At 41.1% G+C, this 20,030-nt stretch carries 20 protein-coding genes; 10 read left to right on the forward strand and 10 right to left on the reverse strand.

Going from position 1 to position 20,030, the window contains the following annotated elements; all coding sequences use genetic code 11:
- Nucleotides 1-340: 340 nt before the first annotated feature.
- The 6 genes from OQ5_RS0114710 to OQ5_RS0114735 form a co-directional block, all read right to left on the reverse strand.
- Nucleotides 341-2,830 (reverse strand): outer membrane beta-barrel family protein, encoded by a 2,490-nt coding sequence (locus tag OQ5_RS0114710; RefSeq protein WP_016778215.1) that lies wholly within the window; start codon nt 2,828-2,830, stop codon nt 341-343.
- Nucleotides 2,831-3,010: 180 nt separating this feature from the next.
- Nucleotides 3,011-3,901 carry a DUF4382 domain-containing protein gene (locus tag OQ5_RS0114715; protein WP_016778216.1) on the reverse strand — a complete coding sequence of 297 codons (891 nt, stop codon included), beginning with the start codon at nt 3,899-3,901 and terminating at the stop codon, nt 3,011-3,013.
- Between the two features lie 88 nt (nt 3,902-3,989).
- The gene (locus tag OQ5_RS0114720; RefSeq protein ID WP_016778217.1) at nt 3,990-5,246 is read right to left on the reverse strand and encodes an outer membrane beta-barrel protein; all 1,257 of its coding nucleotides are present in this window, start codon (nt 5,244-5,246) and stop codon (nt 3,990-3,992) included.
- The gene (locus tag OQ5_RS0114725) at nt 5,233-5,790 is read right to left on the reverse strand and encodes an RNA polymerase sigma factor (protein ID WP_016778218.1); all 558 of its coding nucleotides are present in this window, start codon (nt 5,788-5,790) and stop codon (nt 5,233-5,235) included. The genes OQ5_RS0114720 and OQ5_RS0114725 overlap by 14 nt, the downstream gene beginning before the upstream one ends.
- Nucleotides 5,791-5,795: 5 nt before the next feature.
- Nucleotides 5,796-6,623, reverse strand: a complete 828-nt coding sequence (locus OQ5_RS0114730) for a hypothetical protein (RefSeq protein WP_010419624.1) — start codon at nt 6,621-6,623, stop codon at nt 5,796-5,798.
- A gap of 316 nt (nt 6,624-6,939) precedes the next feature.
- On the reverse strand, nt 6,940-7,884 hold the full coding sequence (locus tag OQ5_RS0114735) for an SMP-30/gluconolactonase/LRE family protein (protein ID WP_016778219.1): 945 nt from the start codon (nt 7,882-7,884) through the stop codon (nt 6,940-6,942).
- A gap of 169 nt (nt 7,885-8,053) precedes the next feature.
- On the opposite strand from OQ5_RS0114735, the gene OQ5_RS0114740 reads away from it, so the two are divergent.
- Together OQ5_RS0114740 and OQ5_RS0114750 are read left to right on the forward strand one after the other, a co-directional pair.
- Complete coding sequence (locus OQ5_RS0114740) at nt 8,054-8,239, forward strand: redoxin domain-containing protein (RefSeq protein ID WP_010419616.1); 186 nt, start codon at nt 8,054-8,056, stop codon at nt 8,237-8,239.
- Nucleotides 8,240-8,549: 310 nt separating this feature from the next.
- Nucleotides 8,550-9,110: a helix-turn-helix domain-containing protein gene (locus OQ5_RS0114750; RefSeq protein ID WP_082179601.1), complete on the forward strand. Its 561-nt coding sequence runs from the start codon at nt 8,550-8,552 to the stop codon at nt 9,108-9,110.
- 257 nt (nt 9,111-9,367) lie between these two features.
- On the opposite strand, the gene OQ5_RS0114755 is transcribed toward OQ5_RS0114750, so the two are convergent.
- The 3 genes from OQ5_RS0114755 to OQ5_RS0114765 all read right to left on the reverse strand — a co-directional run bounded on the left by OQ5_RS0114755 (nt 9,368) and on the right by OQ5_RS0114765 (nt 13,338).
- Nucleotides 9,368-10,381 (reverse strand): aldo/keto reductase, encoded by a 1,014-nt coding sequence (locus tag OQ5_RS0114755; protein ID WP_016778223.1) that lies wholly within the window; start codon nt 10,379-10,381, stop codon nt 9,368-9,370.
- Nucleotides 10,382-10,701: 320 nt separating this feature from the next.
- Nucleotides 10,702-11,724, reverse strand: a complete 1,023-nt coding sequence (locus tag OQ5_RS0114760; protein ID WP_016778224.1) for an aldo/keto reductase — start codon at nt 11,722-11,724, stop codon at nt 10,702-10,704.
- Nucleotides 11,725-12,426: 702 nt separating this feature from the next.
- Complete coding sequence (locus OQ5_RS0114765; protein WP_010423446.1) at nt 12,427-13,338, reverse strand: helix-turn-helix domain-containing protein; 912 nt, start codon at nt 13,336-13,338, stop codon at nt 12,427-12,429.
- 427 nt (nt 13,339-13,765) lie between these two features.
- On the opposite strand from OQ5_RS0114765, the gene OQ5_RS0114775 reads away from it, so the two are divergent.
- The 8 genes from OQ5_RS0114775 to OQ5_RS0114815 all read left to right on the forward strand — a co-directional run bounded on the left by OQ5_RS0114775 (nt 13,766) and on the right by OQ5_RS0114815 (nt 19,127).
- Nucleotides 13,766-14,101 (forward strand): aldo/keto reductase, encoded by a 336-nt coding sequence (locus OQ5_RS0114775; protein WP_016778226.1) that lies wholly within the window; start codon nt 13,766-13,768, stop codon nt 14,099-14,101.
- A gap of 164 nt (nt 14,102-14,265) precedes the next feature.
- Nucleotides 14,266-15,378, forward strand: coding sequence for an alpha/beta hydrolase (locus tag OQ5_RS24855; RefSeq protein WP_016778227.1), 1,113 nt, complete (start codon nt 14,266-14,268; stop codon nt 15,376-15,378).
- Nucleotides 15,379-15,386: 8 nt separating this feature from the next.
- Nucleotides 15,387-16,130 carry an SDR family oxidoreductase gene (locus OQ5_RS0114785; protein ID WP_016778228.1) on the forward strand — a complete coding sequence of 248 codons (744 nt, stop codon included), beginning with the start codon at nt 15,387-15,389 and terminating at the stop codon, nt 16,128-16,130.
- 17 nt (nt 16,131-16,147) lie between these two features.
- Nucleotides 16,148-16,999 carry an aldo/keto reductase gene (locus OQ5_RS0114790; RefSeq protein WP_010423454.1) on the forward strand — a complete coding sequence of 284 codons (852 nt, stop codon included), beginning with the start codon at nt 16,148-16,150 and terminating at the stop codon, nt 16,997-16,999.
- A 307-nt stretch (nt 17,000-17,306) separates the two neighbouring features.
- Nucleotides 17,307-17,750, forward strand: a complete 444-nt coding sequence (locus OQ5_RS0114800) for a nuclear transport factor 2 family protein (RefSeq protein WP_010423459.1) — start codon at nt 17,307-17,309, stop codon at nt 17,748-17,750.
- A gap of 59 nt (nt 17,751-17,809) precedes the next feature.
- Nucleotides 17,810-18,016, forward strand: a complete 207-nt coding sequence (locus OQ5_RS0114805; protein WP_255297569.1) for a hypothetical protein — start codon at nt 17,810-17,812, stop codon at nt 18,014-18,016.
- Nucleotides 18,013-18,744, forward strand: coding sequence for a carboxymuconolactone decarboxylase family protein (locus tag OQ5_RS0114810; RefSeq protein WP_016778231.1), 732 nt, complete (start codon nt 18,013-18,015; stop codon nt 18,742-18,744). The genes OQ5_RS0114805 and OQ5_RS0114810 overlap by 4 nt, the downstream gene beginning before the upstream one ends.
- Before the next feature lie 224 nt (nt 18,745-18,968).
- A complete protein-coding gene (locus tag OQ5_RS0114815) occupies nt 18,969-19,127 on the forward strand; it encodes a uroporphyrinogen decarboxylase family protein (protein ID WP_010423466.1) in 159 nt (52 codons plus the stop codon).
- A 204-nt stretch (nt 19,128-19,331) separates the two neighbouring features.
- Here the strand turns inward: OQ5_RS0114815 and OQ5_RS0114820 are convergent, their stop codons facing one another.
- Nucleotides 19,332-19,805 carry a hypothetical protein gene (locus OQ5_RS0114820; RefSeq protein WP_016778232.1) on the reverse strand — a complete coding sequence of 158 codons (474 nt, stop codon included), beginning with the start codon at nt 19,803-19,805 and terminating at the stop codon, nt 19,332-19,334.
- Nucleotides 19,806-20,030: the final 225 nt, after the last annotated feature.

The raw sequence follows: 20,030 nt of genomic DNA on the forward strand, positions 1-20,030 counted from the left end.
TAATTAGTGTCTGTCCATAAAGTGCCATTTGCTGTGTTACGCTTGCCGCCAAAATACTCATTTACGAAAAGTAAACTCCGTTTTTGGCGACTTCGCAAGCCTTGCAACTGGTACTTTCTGAACAGACACACATATTGTAAAAATTTTTGCGAGTTTATAGACAGGCACTAATTAGTGTCTGTCCATAAAGTGCCATTTACTGTGTTACGCTCGTCCGAAAATTACTCATTTACGATGAGTAAACTCCCTGTTTTCGGACTTCGCAAGCCTTGTAAATGACACTTTCTGAACAGACACATGCTAAGTAAGAAATTTTCCTGACTTTATAGACACACACTAATTAAAAACTCATTTCTTCAGCGCCATTATCCGGTCCACCATTGCGACCACCATTGCCGGGTTTTTTCTGCTGGTTAAGACGGTAGATCAAAGAAAGTCTGAATTCGCGGGTACTCCAGCGGAACTGATTGGTTGATATCAGATCGGGTTGATCAATTTCGTATCTGAATTTTCGGCTGTTCAAAACATCACGGACGTTGAGGGTGATGGTACCATTTCCTTTCAGTATGTCCTTGCTGAGCGACATGAACATCATATAAAAAGGTTTTCGCAGGCCCTGCGTTGTCTCTTGTTGTCCACGGTAGAAAAATGTGGTTTGAAAACTCAGGTCGTTTTCCCATCTCATGCGTGAATTGATACGCGTATCCCACGACCAGGTATCGCTGCTCAGATCCTGAGTTTCTCCTTCTTCCGGTTTAAATGTTCCTTCGGTTTGCATTCGGTAGAAGTTAACGTTGCCCGAGAGGTTCCACCACCTGAACGGTTCTACCGACACATTGGTTTCTGCACCGTAAGCATGTCTTTCTGCCAAATTGCGTGGTTCAGAGATGGTAATGCCGTCATTGTCGACAAAATTAATTCGCTCTTCTACTCCGGTCGTGTAACGATAGTAAATGCCGGCATAATAAGATGCTTTGCCGGGGGTGTACACATATCCGCTTTCGTAAGCATCGGTATATTCCGGTTCCAGGTTGGGATTACCACGCCTGATGTTTCGGGAGTCACTGAGCCCGAAGAACGGGTTCAGATGCCAGAAGTGTGGTCGGTCGATACGTCGGCTGTAGCTTATTTGCCAGGAATTGTAATCGTCGAAATGATAAGTGGTATGGATGGTGGGAAAGAGGTCAAAATAAGAACGTTCGTTCTCTTCGTTTGTCTGTTTCAGATGTGTTTTTATGCCCGTGTATTCACCTCTTAATCCCAACTGCAGACTGATAAGGCCCCATTTGTTTGAACCCTGAAGATACAGGGCAGCCACATTTTCATCATAGCTGAAATCGTTGGTATATTGAGGGTCAGATTCCCATTCACCGCTTTCGTTGAGGCTTTGAACCTCATAAGGATTGGTGATGACTCTGAATTCACCACGCATTCCGGCTTCAAATTTGCCGTCATTACCAAACGGGTAAACATAGTCGGCCTGAATGAGATAGTTCTCTTCCTGTTCATTATTCAGCACCGTTTGGTAAAAGAACTCCTCCGGTTCGGTAAATGGTGAAGTGGCAAAAACCTGCTCTTCAATCTCAGAGTCTTCTGTCTCATCATCCAGAATATATTGTGCAAAGGCATTTAATTTGTGTTCTTCGTTGTCGGGATCGAATATTTTTTCAAGATTCAAAGAGAATTCCACATCCCATTCGGTTTCTTTTTCGACATCGTATCGTCCGGTTCTTTCAAACATTTCGCCCGGCTCACCATTGTTGTCCGCATAATCCTTGTAAACAACATCGGTGAAATTTTCCTCATTGTCGTAATCAAACATACCGGCAGCAGTAAGCGTTGTTGTGCTGTTAATATAAAAGTCGGCACCGCCACGCAGGTTATTCGACCAGCCGGTACGGTTTCTGTTGCGGTCGATGCGTGTATGAAAAGGGGTTGTTGCTTCGGGGAAGTATTGATTTGAAAAGCCTTCTCCTTCACGGTCGCCGTAACGAATACCGTAGTTGAAGAAGTAATTGATGTTTTCGCGACGAAAATTGACATTAGCGCCAAACTGGTAACGTTCGGGATAAGCTACCGAACCTTCAAAGGAACCGTTGACGCCACGGCGTTCATCTTTTTTCAGCACGATATTGATGATCCCGACCATTCCTTCGGCCTCGTACCGGGCACTGGGATTGGTGATGACCTCGACGCGTTCTATCATGTTGCCGGGAAGCGCCCTGAGTGCATCTGCGCTGCCGGAGTTGACCAGTCCGGACGGTTTGCCGTTAATCAGCATTCGTACACCGCCGCTGCCACGCAATGAAACGTTTCCTTCAGCATCAACGGCTACTGTGGGGATATTATCAAGTATTTCGGCAGCTGAGTTTCCGGTATTGGTGAGGTCTTTGCCTACATTGAATATTTTTCGGTCGACCCCGATAATCATTTCGCTTTTTTCTCCTCTGACGGTTACCTCATTAAGATTAGTTGTTGAGGGAGTCAGCCTTATGGTACCCAGGTCTACTTCACTTCTTCGATTTTCTATCGTGATGCTATTTATAGTTTCTTTTTGATAAGCAACGAATTGGATCTCTACATAGTAATCTCCGGGGTTTAATTCAAAAGAGAATTCACCTTCGGAATCTGTGATACCGCCGTCAACCAGAGACGAATCCTTTGTAAAGATAGAAACGGTAGCAAATTCCATAGGAACATTTTCCTCCGCATCTACCACCTTTCCTGATATTTTTCCTTTATCGGCAGGGGGTGCAGGTTGCCCCTGTAAGCCTGTATATAAAAATAAAATCAACCCTGACAGAACAAACCATTCCTTCTTCATAACCATGCTGTATTTGTCTTTACTGATTGGAAATTGTTATTTTAGATGGTTTTGTCCTAAAATAGTTTAATACAGCATGTAGTTAAGTATTGTTAATGGTGGGAGTATGAAAAAAGAAGCCGGTCGACACGTTTGTCAACCGGCTTCTTCCAACTTAACCCTAACCCAAAAGTTCAAAATAAAAAGTTACAGTTCATCTATATTTATATCCGAAATACTTTCTTTCAAACTTTCAACCTCAACGTCTTCAACAGTGCCAAGCACCTGGTTGAAGGCTCCTTCAATGGTTTCAACCACTACCAGGTCATAAGCGCCCGGTGCAAGGTATGAAAGTGTGTATTCCCCGGTTTCCCCGGCCATACTGCTGGTAACCGCATTGGGGAAACGAACGGCTTCTTCTTCCGGCTCTGCAGCTTCCTCTTCTGTATAGGTATCGCTTTCGTAGGCATATACTACTGCATTACTTCCTTCCGGGATGTTGGAAACCTGGCCTTTTATCGAACCGGCCTGGTTATCTACTACCAGTCTGATCGTAGGTTTTAAAATGTACATGCCAGAGGTTCCTGCTTTTACTACAGATTTGCGTGCATCAAAATCGGCCGTTATGGCTACTTCCCCGTTTAATGGTACCGTAAAAGCACCTGTACCTTTAAATCCCGACTCGGAGCCACTGGGAACAAATAAAGCCTGAGTGGAACCATCTTCAAATTCCAGGTAGCAACCGGGATTTGACGGTGTGGATTGTCCTTTTTCCGGTGCATCCAGGATAAAGCGGAGTTGAGTGTATGTGCCTGCTCCCAATTCAAAACGGCCCAGCAATTCCGAATTGCCGTTGGTCAGCTCAAGCAGATTAAAGGTATCGGCCTCGAACTCTTCAAAGGTTCTCCACTCGTTGTCTTTAATGTGATACTGAACTTCATTAACCGTGATGTTAACGGCTGTGATCCCATCGGTATCAAGCGGTGCATCGGTAATGGAAAGTTTCAATGTCCCTTTGTCGCTTGTCTCGTCGTCGCTGCAGGATGCAATCAGAAATGGCATCGCCAATACAGCTGTCAGAAAGATTAGTTTTTTCATAGTAACCCTGATTCTTTTAGTTATTTATTATTTATTTTTCTGTTGTTTTTGTTTGTAAGACGAAGACATGTTGAAAGGGTTGGAAAATTTATAATGAAAATGTATATCCAACCGACAAAGAAAAATTGAAGGATGTGTTTGTGGAGTGGTTGAGTGAACTGTTAACCATTTGATTTCCTGCGAATACATTTTTTAATCCCATGCGGTAAAAAAGCCCTGCCCCTACTGTTATGTTCCTGGAAACAGGAGCCAGGTATTGATACCCGGCAACCAATCCAAAGTCTGTATTCGTATAATCTGATGTAATGTTTGTAGTTTCTCCGTTGATGGTCTGGGTTGCATTTTGAAGAAATCCTGAATAAATACCTGCCGATAAGGCATGGTTAAGATTATTTCTGAAAGGTTTGTAACGTGCCTTCAATGCAATATCCATATAATCAAGATTAATGCTGTTGGACACATATTTCCCGTGATAATACTCTTTATATTGCTGACCATTCTGCCGTGCTACGCTGAAACTACTAACAATTTCCCACCGTTCGTTCAGATTACCTGCAATGCTAAAACCATAGTTGCTGTTGAAAGTCGGTTTTGTGGCAGTCAGGTCTTGAGGATCGAGTCCTTCAATGGTTTTTTGATTGATCAGCCACGTGTTGGCAAATTCTCCATCGGCCGAAAATGTCAACCCGGAAAATATGCCGGATGAAGGAAGTCTGTTTTCAAGCGGGTGTTTTTCCGGTTCGGGCAGACTTAACTCTGTTATCAGTTTTTCTTGAATACCGTTATATTCTTGCTTCGGTAAAACAAATTGAGTCGATGCCATTGTATTGAACCTCACATCAAATTCCCGGGCGGCGATGTCGTTGTTTTTATTGTCAGACGTATCTTTTGTTGCAGATGTGCTGGTAACCTTCACAATTTTTAGAGGGGCAATATCATTGTCCGGAAAAGTCAGTTTCTCTGCTTTAACTGTTTCTATGTCTGTTTCAGTTTCTCTTAGTTCGTCGGTACGGAGGTGTTGCACAGAGTCTGTAGTGGTTGTTATTCCTGCTTTTTGAAGTGAATCTTCCTCTTTTTCAGGTTTATTATTCTGGACAACTGCAGGGGTAACCACTTGCTTTGATTGATTCAGCAACCATATACCCGTGGATAAAAACAGCAAAATACCTGCTGCAGCAGAAGCACGCCGAAGCCATATTTTTTGTCTGTCTTTTTTCAGGGACTTTTCAATACGGTTGTACACCATATCGATATCCAGATCGTTCTGAATATCATCCCAAAGTTCTTCGGGCGGTAGTTCCTGCCCCGATTCAATTGTATTTTTATACCATTTAAGAAAGTCCATCTTTCTTTTTTATTAATTCTCTTACCCAGGTTCGTAACATGCTTTTGGCTCTGCTGAACTGAGATTTGGAGGTGCCCACTGAAATATTCAGTTTTTCCGCAATCTCGTAATGGCTCATCCCTTCGAGGGTATAGAGGTTAAATATCATTCGGGCGCCTTCAGGAAGCCGGGCTACCTGTTCCAGCAATTCATTGAGCCCGATGTCGGGTTTTTCTTCATCTGTATCTTCAGTATCCGGGATGTCATTGGTAATGAACTGAAAAGTTTTGGAATTTTTTCGTGTATGGTCTATTGCTGTATTGGTAACAATTCTTCGTATCCATCCTTCGAAAGACCCCTGTTTTTTGTAAGTATCAATGTTCCGGAATATTTTCAGAAAAGCGTCGTGCAATATATCCATGGCCTGTTCCCGGTCTTTGGCGTAACTCAGACATACCCCGTACATGACCGGGGCAAAACGGCGATACAATAACTCCTGATAATGCCGCTTGCCTTTTTTGCATCCTTCTATGATTTCCTCTTCCGGAAAGAGTTCTCTCTCCATGTATCTTATTCAAAAACAACAGAAACAGATTTTTCCAGCCTGCCCTGCATCAGGCCGAAAATTGCTTTATTTTTTTTATTTAAATTGCTAATGGTTATTTCATTACCTGCATCATAACTACCAGGTACAGATAAAAAAAATGGCGGGATGAGGAGGGCACTAAACAAATTTTCTGCATCAATTATCATGCTTGCCTTAGTCGTTTTGTCTTTATTGATGATGATATTTTCCGTCGGGCGGTGATTTTTCCTCATTGCTCTGACCTGGAAATCTTCCTGCTTGATATACCTAAAGTTAAACCCTGCCTTTGCTGAATTTCCCGCTTTAATATTACCCTGGAACTGAATTGCAGTCTGTTTCTCACCTCCGAGGAAAAATCTGAACTCCAGTTTTTCGTAAATGCCTTGCGGAAGATCGAATGAGATGTGCTGATCTGAAGCAATGCCTTCCTTCATGTCAATCTGCAATGGAGGTTCGAATGGTATGGCAAGATAAACATCTTCACCCTGTTCACGTATGCCTTCAATCTCTATATCTGTAAGGACAATCTTTCCCCGGTTTATTTCCAATGATTCTATTTGAATTTTGTTGCCGGGAATATTTTGAGAGGTGCCATCATCAGCGACTATTCCATCGCTTTCACTGAATGGGTTATTATCACTATTATCTTCGTCTGCCTCTTTTTTCTCCTCATCATCAAATTCCGCATCAGCATAATATGGGTTCAACAGGAATTGCATATCCACTTCGGCCGGCAGTGTCAGTTCATCTTTCTTACAACCTGCCAAAAGCAAAACAAAGCCAATTAGAATGTAAAAAAAACTTTTAGGCATAATTTGTTTTGTTGTTTTTGTAAAAGATAGACGAATTTACATAAAAAAGGTTGTAAAAATTGATGGATTTTTTGATATAAGCAATTTAGTCCGTAGCATGGGCATGGGGTTGAATCCTTCCTGTGGTTATTGGCACTGGAAGTGGTAGAAGGGTAGAAAGGCAGAATGGTGGAACGGTAAAAGGTTGCAAGGGTTGAAAGCTGAGAGCGAAGCGGCAGACCGAGCTTAATTCGCCCTTTTATCAAATTATATACGAATGAATCATCTCACATCTAACCTGCCTGCCCGGCCTATCGGCAGGCAGGTATCTGAAAATCTAAAAATCTAATGATCCATTCATTGTAAAAACAAATGCAGGCGTACCCTTTGATTTTGTTTTAGTTACGAACAACGAACCGCTCAAAGGATATTCTTCCAGTTGTTCTTTGGATAATCCTTCTCTGGCGGTGGTAATATAAAGTGTTTTCAGGTCTTTTCCGCCAAAAGCACAAGAAGTAACGTTGGGCGCCGGCACCTCAATTTTTCCCATCAGCTCACCCGATTTGGGGTCCCATCGGTAAACTCCGTAGCCACCCCAGTGGGCTACCCAGAGTTTCCCTTCGGCATCGATGGACATGCCATCGGGACTCCCCATTTCTTTCGGAACTTCTACAACCACACGTCGATTTGAGATTTCACCTGTTTCAGGAGCATAGTTATAAGCAAAGATACTTTGAGTAGGCGTATCGATGTAATACATCAGGTTTTTATTGGTATCCCAGACAATGCCGTTGGAAATGGTGACGTTGGGTTGCTTTACTTCGAGGCTGTTTCCTTTAAGCATGTAAAGCTTACCAGCGTTTTCCTGTTCTGTTTTGGACATGGTACCTACCCAGAACCGTCCGGCCGGGTCGCACTTTCCGTCATTAAAGCGCACATTGGCTTCAGCATCTTTTGGAAAACCGGCCAGTAATTTTAATTCTTCATTTTCCGTAATGCCGTAAATACCTGTTTCCTGGGCTGCTACAGCCATGAATTTACCCGTAGCAGGAACAACTGTTCCTACCATGCTTTCAAGGGATATGTTGTGAAGCATCCCCTCCTGTGGCTTGTACATGAAGACTTTTCCTCCGGTGATGTCGACCCATAACAAGGCTTCTTTTTGCGGATGCCATATAGCGCCCTCGCCCAGTTCAGCTGTTGGGGTGTTTTTTACCGGCTGCACGCCTGTTTTGCACGATGTCAGAAGTATCAGTGCTGAAATAAAAAAAATTGTTCTCATATTGGTAATTCTTTGTGTGTTAAAGATATATAAAATAAAGCTAAATGCAAAGACGCAATGACGCAGAGTGTTTATTTTGAGAAATTTACAACTCAGATAAGGCAGATGATGAGTATCAGTGCCTCAAACATTGTCGGGTTTGCCACTTGCAGGACAAAACATTCCCGAAATGAATTTTAAACATTTTGAGCCCTGGTTACATATGAACAATGACGCTACCTATGTGTTCAAATTCCGGGCCACCTGGTGTAAGCCATGTGTCGAAGAGATAACGGGGTTTCTTAAGGCGGCATCTGATCTTGAGGACGAAAAAGTGAAATTCGTTTTTGTCAGTCTTGATTTCCCGTCTCAGTAAACTGCCAAAGTACCAGAAGCCTGAAGACCCCTGGAAGTTACAATAACTAAGGCAATAGGATGCAGTATTAAATGGAAGGAATGATTAATGGCCTCGGTGGTAGATAGTTTCGAAGCAAAGTACCTTGTTATTTCATGTTTTTTTGATAAAAAGAATTGTTGTCTATTACCGGCAGCCGCTTCATGTTTTTTGTAATACTTTTTGATCATTATCGATGCGCTTACTCCTCAAATGCTCTTTTAGAGACAGACTTATTGATTAGTTGATAATAATTTATAACTTTAGAGAATTCCTAAATAAAACGCCTTCGTTGAAACTTTTTATCAGAAATATGGTTTCTGCCCGCTGCCAGATGGTGGTAAAGGCTGAGATTGAAAAGTGCGGGCTACATTATGTTGAAGTTAAACTTGGTGAAGTCAATATAATTGAGGATATTTCACCTGAGCAAAGAGAACATCTGGACAGGGCATTAAAAGTATCGGGACTGGAATTAATGGATGACAAAAAAAGCATTCTTGTCGAAAAGATAAAGATTGCTGTTATTGAACTTGTTCATTATGAGGAAGATCAGATTAAAGTAAATCTTTCGGATTACCTGAGTAAAAAACTTAATTATGATTATACCTATTTGGCCAATCTTTTCTCAGAGGTTAAAGGCATGACCATTGAAAAATTTTTTTTGGCTCATAAGATCGAAAGAGTTAAAGAGTTGATCGTTTATGACGAACTCAATATCACAGAAATTGCCTACAAAATGCATTATAGCAGTGTTGCTCATCTTTCCAATCAATTCAAAAAATTAACCGGTCTTACTCCTACACATTTTAAGAAGCTTGCCAATAAAAGACGCTCCCCTCTTGAGGATGTTTGAATAATGTAATGAGTCCGGATAAAAGCATTTTTGTTGCCAAACTCATTATTGTTTTAAATTATTGAATGCTCATTAACAATGGGTTAACTGCATAACAAAAATTTGAAACGCCTTGATTATGACAAAAATATGCTTTTATACCGGACTCATTTATCAGACTTGAAGCGGAGGGTTAACAAAACTCCCCTTGATAACTTCAACAGTTACTCACCGTATCTACATCTGTTTGTCATCCCCTCCGCCGGTAAAGTGCCGAATTATTTGCGATCTTCGCTCTGTCTTTCTATCATCCATCCGGGATATTCAGGATCGAGTTTACTTACTTCATTTAGTTTACTCAATTCTTCGGCAGATAATTTCACATTTACAGATTTAAGGTTATCAGCAAGTTGTTCCGGCTTTTTAGCGCCCAAAATCACAGATGTGACCACCGGCTGATGTAAAAGCCAGGCCAGTGCAATTTGGGCAACGGTAGCCTTTTTGGAATCTGCAATCTGTTTCATCACATCAATTATATCATAAGCCTTCTCTTTATTAACCGGTGGAAAATCGAAATTTACACGGCGACCTTCTTTGGTTTCGGCGTTACGACTGTATTTCCCACTCAATAAACCTCCGGCTAACGGGCTCCAAACCATGAGTCCCATTTTCTGATCCAGCAACATGGGTACAAGTTCGCGCTCCAAATCACGCCCTGCAATGGTGTAGTAGGCCTGAAGAGAGACAAATTTGCTCAGGTGATTTAGACTGGAAATCCCAAGTGCTTTCATAATATGCCAGGCCGCAAGATTGCTGCATCCTATGTATCTCACTTTTCCACTTTGCACCAGTGAATCAAGTGCTTCGAGTGTTTCTTCCATTGGTGTCAGCGGATCAAAGCCATGAATCTGATAAAGATCAATATAATCGGTATTAAGCCGATTAAGACTTTCGTGGGCCTGTTGTAAAATATGTTTCCGGCTGAGGCCTGCATCGTTGGGCCCTTCACCCATAGCTCCTCTGACTTTGGTTGCAAGAACCAGTTCATCCCGCTTAAGACCCAGATCACGGATAGCTTGTCCCGTTATCCGTTCACTCATTCCTTCGCTGTAAATATTGGCCGTATCAATGAAATTAATTCCGTTTTCAACAGCCATTTTTACCAGTTCATTGGCCTTCTCCTGAGGCAATGCGCCAACGGATGTCCACGTGCCACTACCACCAAAGGTCATGGTTCCCAGGCAAAGTTCCGAAACTTTTAATCCGGTGTTTCCTAACAATTTGTACTTCATATTTTAATTATTTTTAGTGTTTAACATTTTTTTCGGGTAAAGAAGTATTCTTTATAGCCGGGTTCTAAATAGCATTGCCAATGGTGAGCCCGGTATAAAAAGCGTCTTTATTATCAAACTCATTGTGGTTTTAAATTATTGAGTGCTCATTAACATTGTTATTGCAGTACAAAAATTTAAAATGCCTTGCGTTTGACAAAAAGATGCTTTTATACCGGACTTGATGATCAAACTTGAAGCGAAGAGGTAACAAAATTCCCCATTGAGAAATTCAACATCACTCACTATGTCATCCTCTCCGCCAGTAAAGTATCAACTCCTTATATTCGATTTTGATCCATTTCCTTCAATAATGCCATCATCCATACGGGGTATTCAGGTTCCAGTTTGCTTACTTCATTCAGTTTATCCAATTCATCGGCAGATAATTTCACATTTACAGATTTAAGGTTGTCAGCAAGTTGATCAGGCTTTTTAGCGCCCACAATTATAGATGTGACTACCGGCTGATGCAAAAGCCAGGCAAGTGCAATTTGAGCAACAGTAGCCTTTTTGGAATCTGCAATCTGTTTCATCACATCAATTATATCATAAGCCTTCTCTTTATTAACCGGTGGAAAATCGTAATTTACGCGGCGACCTTCTTTGGTTTCGGCGTTACGACTGTATTTTCCGCTCAATAAACCTCCGGCTAACGGGCTCCAAACCATGAGTCCCATTTTCTGATCCAGCAACATGGGTACAATTTCGCGCTCCAAATCACGCCCTGCAATGGTGTAGTAGGCCTGAAGAGAGACAAATTTGCTCAGGTGATTCAGACTGGAAATCCCCAGTGATTTCATAATCTGCCAGGCTGCAAGATTGCTGCATCCTATGTATCTCACTTTTCCACTTTGCACCAGTGAATCAAGCGCTTCGAGTGTTTCTTCCATTGGTGTCAGCGGATCAAAGCCATGAATCTGATAAAGATCAATATAATCGGTATTAAGCCGATTAAGACTTTCGTGGGCCTGTTGTAAAATATGTTTCCGGCTGAGGCCTGCATCGTTGGGCCCTTCACCCATAGCTCCTCTGACTTTGGTTGCAAGAACCAGTTCATCCCGCTTAAGGCCCAGATCACGAATAGCTTGTCCGGTCATTTTTTCACTCAGCCCTTCGCTGTAAATATTGGCGGTATCAATGAAATTAATCCCGCCTTCAACAGCCATTTTTACCAGTTCATTGGCCTGCTCCTGAGGCAACGTGCCAATAGCTGTCCACATGCCACGTCCACCAAAGGTCATGGTTCCCAGGCAAAGTTCCGAAACTTTTAATCCGGTGTTTCCTAACAATTTGTACTTCATTTTTTTATTATTTTATGTTTAACATTTGTTTTAATTCGGATATGGATGTATATTCTATATAGCTAATCAAATAATCTTTGTCAAATACCCTTTGAAAAGATTGATAAAAAGACAACGCCGGCTTTCTACCTGATGAAAAGAGCATGACAAAGGTTGTTTTAATAGATTTTTAGATATAAGTATTTTAGTCAGTAGTTTTTAGTCAGTAGCCAGTAGTGTGAATTATAAACACAACATACGTCTTTGCGTTTTAGCTTTTTCCCCCAACCCCATGCAACCCTGCAGTTTGCCCGTATAAAGAAAGAATATTTACAGTTATAAAACGAGCATGACAAAGATTGCCACAATAAAATATGTATAAACACCATCTAACCTCTAATCATCAAAGAAACCAAAAACAGGCAACAGATTCTTCGTCGTTACCTCCTCAGAATGACAAGAGGCCCTTTGTCATTCTGACGAAGGGGAGAATCTAAAAAAAGCAAACAGACTAAAATGTGATTTTTATTGATGTTAATAAAAATAATCTGTGTTCATCTGCGTCAACTGTGGTGAACTCTCAACCTCAACCTTAGCTGTTTGTCAATTCTGAGCGGAGCGAAGAATCTAACATCAATTAAAGCATGATAAATTGCATAATTCCAATAATTTAGATAAATTTTATACGAATGAAGCTGTTTTTGATAAACTAAAAAACAGTTCCTAATTCATTCCTCTATACTCACCCGGAGAAACCCCCACACTCTTCTTGAACATGCGGGCAAAGTGTTGCGGATATTTAAACCCCAACTCTGAAGCTATTTCATGCACCGTTTTTTCAGTATTAAATATTTTGCTTTTAGCTAAATCAATAATTTTGTATTGAATATATTCTTTTGCTGATTTGCCGGTTTCTTTTTTAATTAAATCACCAAAATAATTGGCCGACAAATGCAGCTTTTCTGCGAAATAAGCCACTGATGGCAGGCCAATTGTCTGTGGCTTGCCCGACGAGAAAAAGTCATTCAGAAGATATTCAAATTTTTCCAGAATCCCCTTGTTGACACTTTCCCTGGTAATAAACTGTCGGTCGTAAAAGCGATCACAGTAATGTAAAAACAAGTCAATATTGGAAGTAATCACCTTTTTACTATGCTTATCTATACTTTGCTGTAACTCATATTTTATATTGGAAAAGCAGTCCAGCACTATTTGCCTTTCACGTTCTGAAATATGCAAGGCCTCATGCGTATTATAACTGAAAAAGCTGTAATCATGAATGCTTTTTGCTAAATTGGTTCCCAGAAGCAGGTCGGGATGAAATACCAGGGCGTAACCTTTGGGCTGGTAAACTTTTTCATTGTTTTCTATTTCCAGCACCTGACCAGGAGCTACAAACACCAATGTACCCTCCTGGTAGTCATAATAATTACGGCCATACTTTAAATCACCGCATTTTACATCTTTCAGGAATATGCAATACAGCCCAAAATTTAGTCTGACATTTTTCCTTTCTCCCCAGTTTATTGGATTTGCCTTTGAAAAATCAATGATGTTCACCAACGGGTGAAGTGTTTCATGATTGTTCAGGTCATTGTATTCGCTTACCGTATCATATTTGAATATTCCTTCCATAAAATATTTTTTTACCCAAAACAAAATTAAGTATTCCTGAGACGAAAATCACATAATCATATTAAAATCAGTAAAAGTGGTACGATAAACCGTAATTTGTATACTGATTTTTAGTTTGGTTTCCTGATATTTGTTAAGTTTAATGAGCCCGGTCTAAAAAGCTTTTTTATCGCCAAACTTATTGTTTTTTTTAATTTTTGAAATGAGCATGACAATCTTTGTCATGCTCATTTCATTCGAATGAATCCTCATTAACAACGGGTTAACTTCGGCATAAAAATTTAAAACGCCTTGACTTTGACAAAAATATGCTTTTTATATCGCACTCTTTAATTCTTAAAGAATTGAAAATCTTTGATATTGATATAATGAAGAAACGAAAATTAGGCACACAAGGTTTAGAAGTCTTCGCTTTGGGATTGGATGTATGGGGCTTAACTTCGGTTATGGACAAGTTACAGACAAAAAAGAAGCCATAAAGCTTATCAGGAAAGCTTATGAACTGGGGGTCAACCTTTTTGACACGGCAGAAGTTTATGGCCCATTCACCAATGAAGAAATGGTGGGTGAGGCCATAGCCCCTTTTCGGAAGGATGTTGTTGTGGCGACAAAATTTGGATTTCATATTCAGGACGGTAAAATGGCCGGTTTAAACAGCAGACCGGAAAGATGCAACCCCGGCACAAATTGCCCTTGCCTTGTTAATGGCTCAGAAACCCTGGATTGTTCCTATTCCGGGTACCACAAAGATGCATCGCCATAAAGAAAATAAGGTTCAACAGTTATAGAATTCACTCCCGAAGAATTGGAGGAAATCCAAAAAGAAGTTTCGAAAATTGAGCCTAGTGGGGACAGATATTCAGAGGGTTCGGCAAAAACGATTGATCGATAAAAGCCTGCAGATTTAAAATTTAAAGCATTCTAAATATGAGAACAATACTTAAACCGGGAAGACTTTCAACCAATGCTACTTGCATGGGTTTGATTGCCATAATGTTATTTGTGGCATCCTGCACCAACAAGGAAGAAAAAAAAGGGACCGATTTTATTGTAATCAAAGAGCAGGGGAGTTTTGCCATAGGCGGGACTGTGCTTACCAATCCCGGCACGTTTGATCCATATAATCCAACATCTGAAGGGCAGACTTATCATGGCGATCATGCTTATGTTTTTTATCAAATTCCTGCCAATGCACGCCAATATCCGTTGGTGATGTGGCACGGTTTCGGCCAGTTTTCCAAAACATGGGAAACAACCCCTGATGGACGTGAAGGCTTTCAGAATATCTTTTTGCGGCGACGATTTCCGGTTTATGTTTTAGATCAGCCCCGGCGGGGCGATGCAGGCAGAAGCGCCGTGGCAGGCGACTTTAAGCCAACGCCCGATGAACAGGAATGGTTTGGCACTTTTCGACTGGGTATATGGCCCGATTTTTTTGAAGGAGTGCAATTTGCCCGGGACTCCGCCACGCTTAATCAATATTTCCGCCAAATGACGCCCGATATCGGGCCCATTGATGTAGAGGTGAATGCAAAAGCGGTTTCGGCGCTGTTCGATAAAATAGGCCCGGGCATTCTTGTGACACATTCACACTCCGGAGGAATGGGCTGGCTTACCGCCATCAGGAATCAAAACATTAAAGCCATTGTCTCTTATGAGCCTGGAAGTGGATTTTTGTTCCCCGAAGGTGAAGTCCCGGCCCCTAAACCGAGTTCGGGAGGAACACTTGAAGCTGAAGGAGTACCCATGGAAGAATTCATGCAGTTAACAAAAATCCCTATCGTAATTTATTATGGTGATTTCATCCCCGATAAACCGGTTGAAAATCCCGGTCAGGATGGCTGGCGCGTACGGCTCTCAATGGCCAGGTTGTGGCGTGATGTCGTCAACAAATATGGTGGGGATGTAACTGTTGTGCATTTACCGGAGATAGGAATTAAAGGCAACACCCATTTCCCTTTCTCTGATTTGAATAATGTTGAAATTGCCGATTTAATGTCGAAATGGTTGAAAGAAACAGGATTGGATAAATCTAAATAATTGTAAAAATGGAAAATTTAAAAGAAAAAGTAATCGTAATTACAGGAGCCAGCAGTGGCTTTGGAAAAATTACTGCACAATACCTCTCGGAAAGAGGTGCAATTGTGGTTTTAGGTGCCAGGAGTACCGATAAAATTGAGACTTTAGCCCGGGAAATAAAAGATAAAGGGGGTAAGGCTTTGGCTGTAACAACAGATGTGACGAAAGCTGAGCAGGTTAAAAACCTTGTGGATTCAGCGGTGAATGAATTTGGCAAAATTGACGTTTTGCTGAACAACGCAGGTATTATGCCATTGTCTCCACTGGAATACTTAAAAATAGAAGACTGGGATGCCTGTATTGATATAAATATCAAAGGAGTCCTTTATGGTATTGCGGCAGCGTTACCACACATGAAGAAGCAAAAATCAGGACAGATTATCAGTGTTTCTTCCGTTGCCGGACATACAATTAGCCCTGGTGGTGCGGTTTATTCAGCCTCCAAATATTCGGTAAGAGTAATTTCGGAAGCATTAAGACAAGAAGTAAAACCATACAACATCCGTACTTCGGTTATCTCTCCGGGAGCTGTCGATACAGGCCTTCCGGATAGCGTTACTGATCCTGACATAGCCAAAGGAATCAAAGAATTTTATGAAAAAAATGCCATCCCTGCTGATTCTTTCGCCCGTTCAGTCGCTTTTGTAATAAGTCAACCGGAGGATGTAGATGTGAATGAGGTGCTTTTTCGCCCGACAAAGCAGATGCTTTAATTAAAATCAGAGGAATTATGCAAACAGTAAAATTAAACAATGGTGTTGAAATGCCCATTCTGGGTTTTGGTGTTTTTCAAATACCAGACTTAAGTGAGTGCGAAAGAAGTGTGCTTTCAGCAATAGAAACCGGTTACCGATTGATAGATACTGCAGCGGTTTATATGAACGAAACTGCTGTTGGCAATGCCATAAAAAAGAGTGGAATTGCAAGGGAGGAATTATTCATCACCACGAAGCTTTGGTTACAAGACACCGGCTACGAAAACACGAGAAAAGCTTTTGAAAAATCCTTGAATAAATTACAACTCGATTATCTGGATTTATACTTAATCCATCAGCCTTACGGGGATGTACATTGTTCCTGGCGGGCAATGGAAGAGCTCTACAAAGAAGGAAAAATAAGAGCTATTGGCGTAAGCAATTTCCATCCCGACCGGGTAATGGATTTGATCACTTTCAATGAAATTGTTCCCGCGGTTAACCAGATTGAAACGCATCCTTTTAACCAGCAGGTTGAAACACAGAAATTTTTGACAGAAAATGGTGTTCAGCATGAATCCTGGGGCCCCTTTGCCGAAGGCAAAAACAACCTCTTCACCAATGAGGTGCTTACCGAAATCGGGGAGAAATACAACAAATCAGTAGCCCAGGTTGTCCTTCGGTGGTTAACGCAGCGGGGAGTAGTGGCTATTCCAAAATCCGTTCATAAAGAGAGAATTCAGCAAAATTTCAACAGTCTCGATTTTGAATTAACACCTGAGGATATGGAAGCTATTTTAACTCTGGATACCAAAACCTCATCCTTTTTGGACCATCGCGATCCGGAAATAGTAAAATGGCTGGGATCAAGGAAAGTTGACTTATAGCATCATTCAGGAATACTACGGAACAGATGAAAAAGAACTGTTCCTTATTCCGGGTGCCACCCACATTCAAACATACTATGTCCCTCAATATGTCGATCAGACAATGAATAAAGAGTGCAGTCTAAAAAGTCTTTTGACCCCTAAATCCCCTAAAGGGAACTTTTTCAAACTGCTGATTTTTAGCAGTTCCCCTTTAGGGGTCAGGGGTAAAAATGGTAAAAATCAGCAGTTTGAAGGCTTTTTATACTGCACTCAATAAACTTAATGAATTCTTCGGTAAGTATTTGTAAATTAAACTGGAAACTATATGAAAACAACAATTCTCGGACTGTTTTTGATGCTATGCACATCATGGTCCTTTGCACAAAATTCTGCCGCTGAGCAGGAAGTCATTGATCTCTCGAAACAGAAGTGGCAGTGGATGTCAGACAAAAATGTAGATAAATTGGACAACCTCTTCCACGAAAAAGCGGTGTTTGTTCACATGGGAGGTTCATGGGGAAAAGAGCGTGAGCTGAATATTATAGAAAGCGGTGGTATCTGGTATAAAAAAGCAGATATTCATGAAGTATCGGTGAAAATTATTGACCATACAGCCATTCTTTTAAACCGAATTACTTTGTTAGCAGAAGTTGGTGGGAATGAAGTTTCCAACCCGTTTGAGGTGACTGAAGTATATGTTAAACAAGACGGAATTTGGAAATTGGGCTCACTTTCGTTCACCAAATTGATGGCTCCGGGCGGTGATTAATGCTTTTTATTATTAAAACTAACAGATATGAAATAATCAAAAAAAGGAAACAGCCAATTATGGAACAAAACATATCCTTATCATCACCGTTAAAACGAATTACAATATTAGATGCTCTTCGGGGATTTGCGTTGTTGGGCGTTATTCTGATGCACATGATCCAGCATTTTGGAATATTTTCCATGCCTTCGCAACAGGAAACATTTCAATTCCCTGCATGGGATGAATCCATTCAAAAAGAAACCCCAACAACAATAAAAAAATGAGACAATTAAAGACTTTAGGATCAATTGTGCTGATGGTTTGCGCTTCAGCTTTCACAAACAATGCAATGGCACAGTCAGGCAATAGCGACCAGCATCTTAGTCAGAAAGAAAAAAGCATTATTGCCATAGCTTCTACAACAGGAATGGGCCATTTGTCAGATTTAAAGATGCAGTTGCATGAGGGGCTGGATGCCGGATTGACCATCAATGAAATAAAAGAAGTAATGGTGCATCTTTATGCCTATTGCGGATTTCCCCGAAGTATCAGGGGATTGCAAACATTCATGGAAGTGCTTGAAGAACGAAAAGCAAAAGGAATTGAAGATGAATTGGGTCTCCCGGCTTCGCCAATAAATGATAAACGTAGCAAATACGAACGGGGAAGGGATAATCTTGAAAAACTCACCGGCGTGCCCCAAACCGGTACCCAAAAAGGTTATGCCGCTTTTGCACCTGTTATTGAAGTTTTTCTGAAAGAACACCTGTTTGCCGATATTTTTGACCGGGATGTACTGACTTTTGCCGAACGGGAATTGGTCACCATATCGGTACTCAGCAGCATAGGAGGCGTTGAACCGATGTTATATTCTCATTTAACAATTTGTCTGAACCTGGGCTTAACTCCCGGACAGCTTAATGAATTTGTAGAAATCATAAAGGCAACGGCAGGAGATAAAGCTGCCAAAAATGCGCAGACAGTCTTGAATGAAGTACTCAAAAATAAATAATGAGCCCGGTCTAAAAAGCATCTTTGTTGCCAAATTGGTTGTTGTTTTAAATTTTTGAAACGAGCATGAATTCACTATCCATCAGGGAATCACGCACTCCTTTTATTTTCTTTCCCAAAGGACTGAGAACCGGACTCGAACATGTCACCCCCTGATATTGCCGATTTTGTCAGTATTGACTGGCAAATGCCATTGCCCATGCCCGTGAACTGGTACATCCCAATGTGGGGCTTCAGGGGAATATAGATCCCCGGTTGTTATACTCTAAACCTGCCGATATTGAGGCCGCTCTGGAAGAACTGATGCCTTTTTATTGTGAACATTCTGATTACATATTGAATCTGGGACATGGACTTCTTCCTGATATTCCCTTTAAAATGTGAAGCTTGTAGTTGACAGGGTAAAGAGTATGAAATGGGAGTGATGATGACAACGTTTATCATTTCCGACGCGGAAAATTATTTCTAAATTTATGTTTTGTCGGGGCCTGTTTTGTAGAAAATTAAAAACAGGCCCCGGTTTTATTGTTCAATAACTTGATTGACCAAATATTCCTGTGTCGGCAAAAAAATCCTGTGGTATCTGGCTTACTTCCCTGAAAGAGTGGTACGGATAAAATAAATGCCTTCTCCCTGTTTGGGTTTCACAGGGTTTTTAACCCAGGTTATGTCTGTGGCTTTTTCCTGATTTGCATCGGGCACTACTGTAATTGTGTAATGCTTATTGGCTGTGGGGTACCTTTCTTTGAGCCTGCCGATGCGCTCCCATACTTTTTCCAGTTTTTTCGTACCCCCTTTTTTGTGTAATGCCCCTTTTATGTTCTCAAGTTCTTCCTGGTAATGCTGTGAAAAGTGTTCGTTCATCGAGGCCTCTTTGACTGCTTTTTGCCGACTGCGCACATAAAGGTAATTGTCCGGGCAATCTTTTTTTGCAACATACCGCAGTTCTACCGGGTTTTTGTTTTTATCGTATATGGTAATAAAAATATTACAATTGATTATCAGATAGTTGCAAAATAAAATAATCGAAATTTGTGCATTTTTTTGTTTTTTGGGTGGCATTTTTAATAAATTGGGTTAAAAATTATTTCATCCAAAATCCGTGAAATTGGGATAAAGATGAATTCAATAACCGGGTGGATGATTGAATCCCCCCCAAATGGATGTGTTTTACACAACATGTAGAGACGCACGGCCGTGCGTCTAACCTGTTTTTATAAAATGCGTCAAACCTGTTTCATAAAACACGTCAAACCCGATTGTAAAACACGTCAAAACCCGATTGTA

It is taken from the genome of Anaerophaga thermohalophila str. Valhall, assembly GCF_000250735.1.
Classification (GTDB): Bacteria; Bacteroidota; Bacteroidia; order Bacteroidales; family Marinilabiliaceae; genus Anaerophaga; species Anaerophaga thermohalophila_A.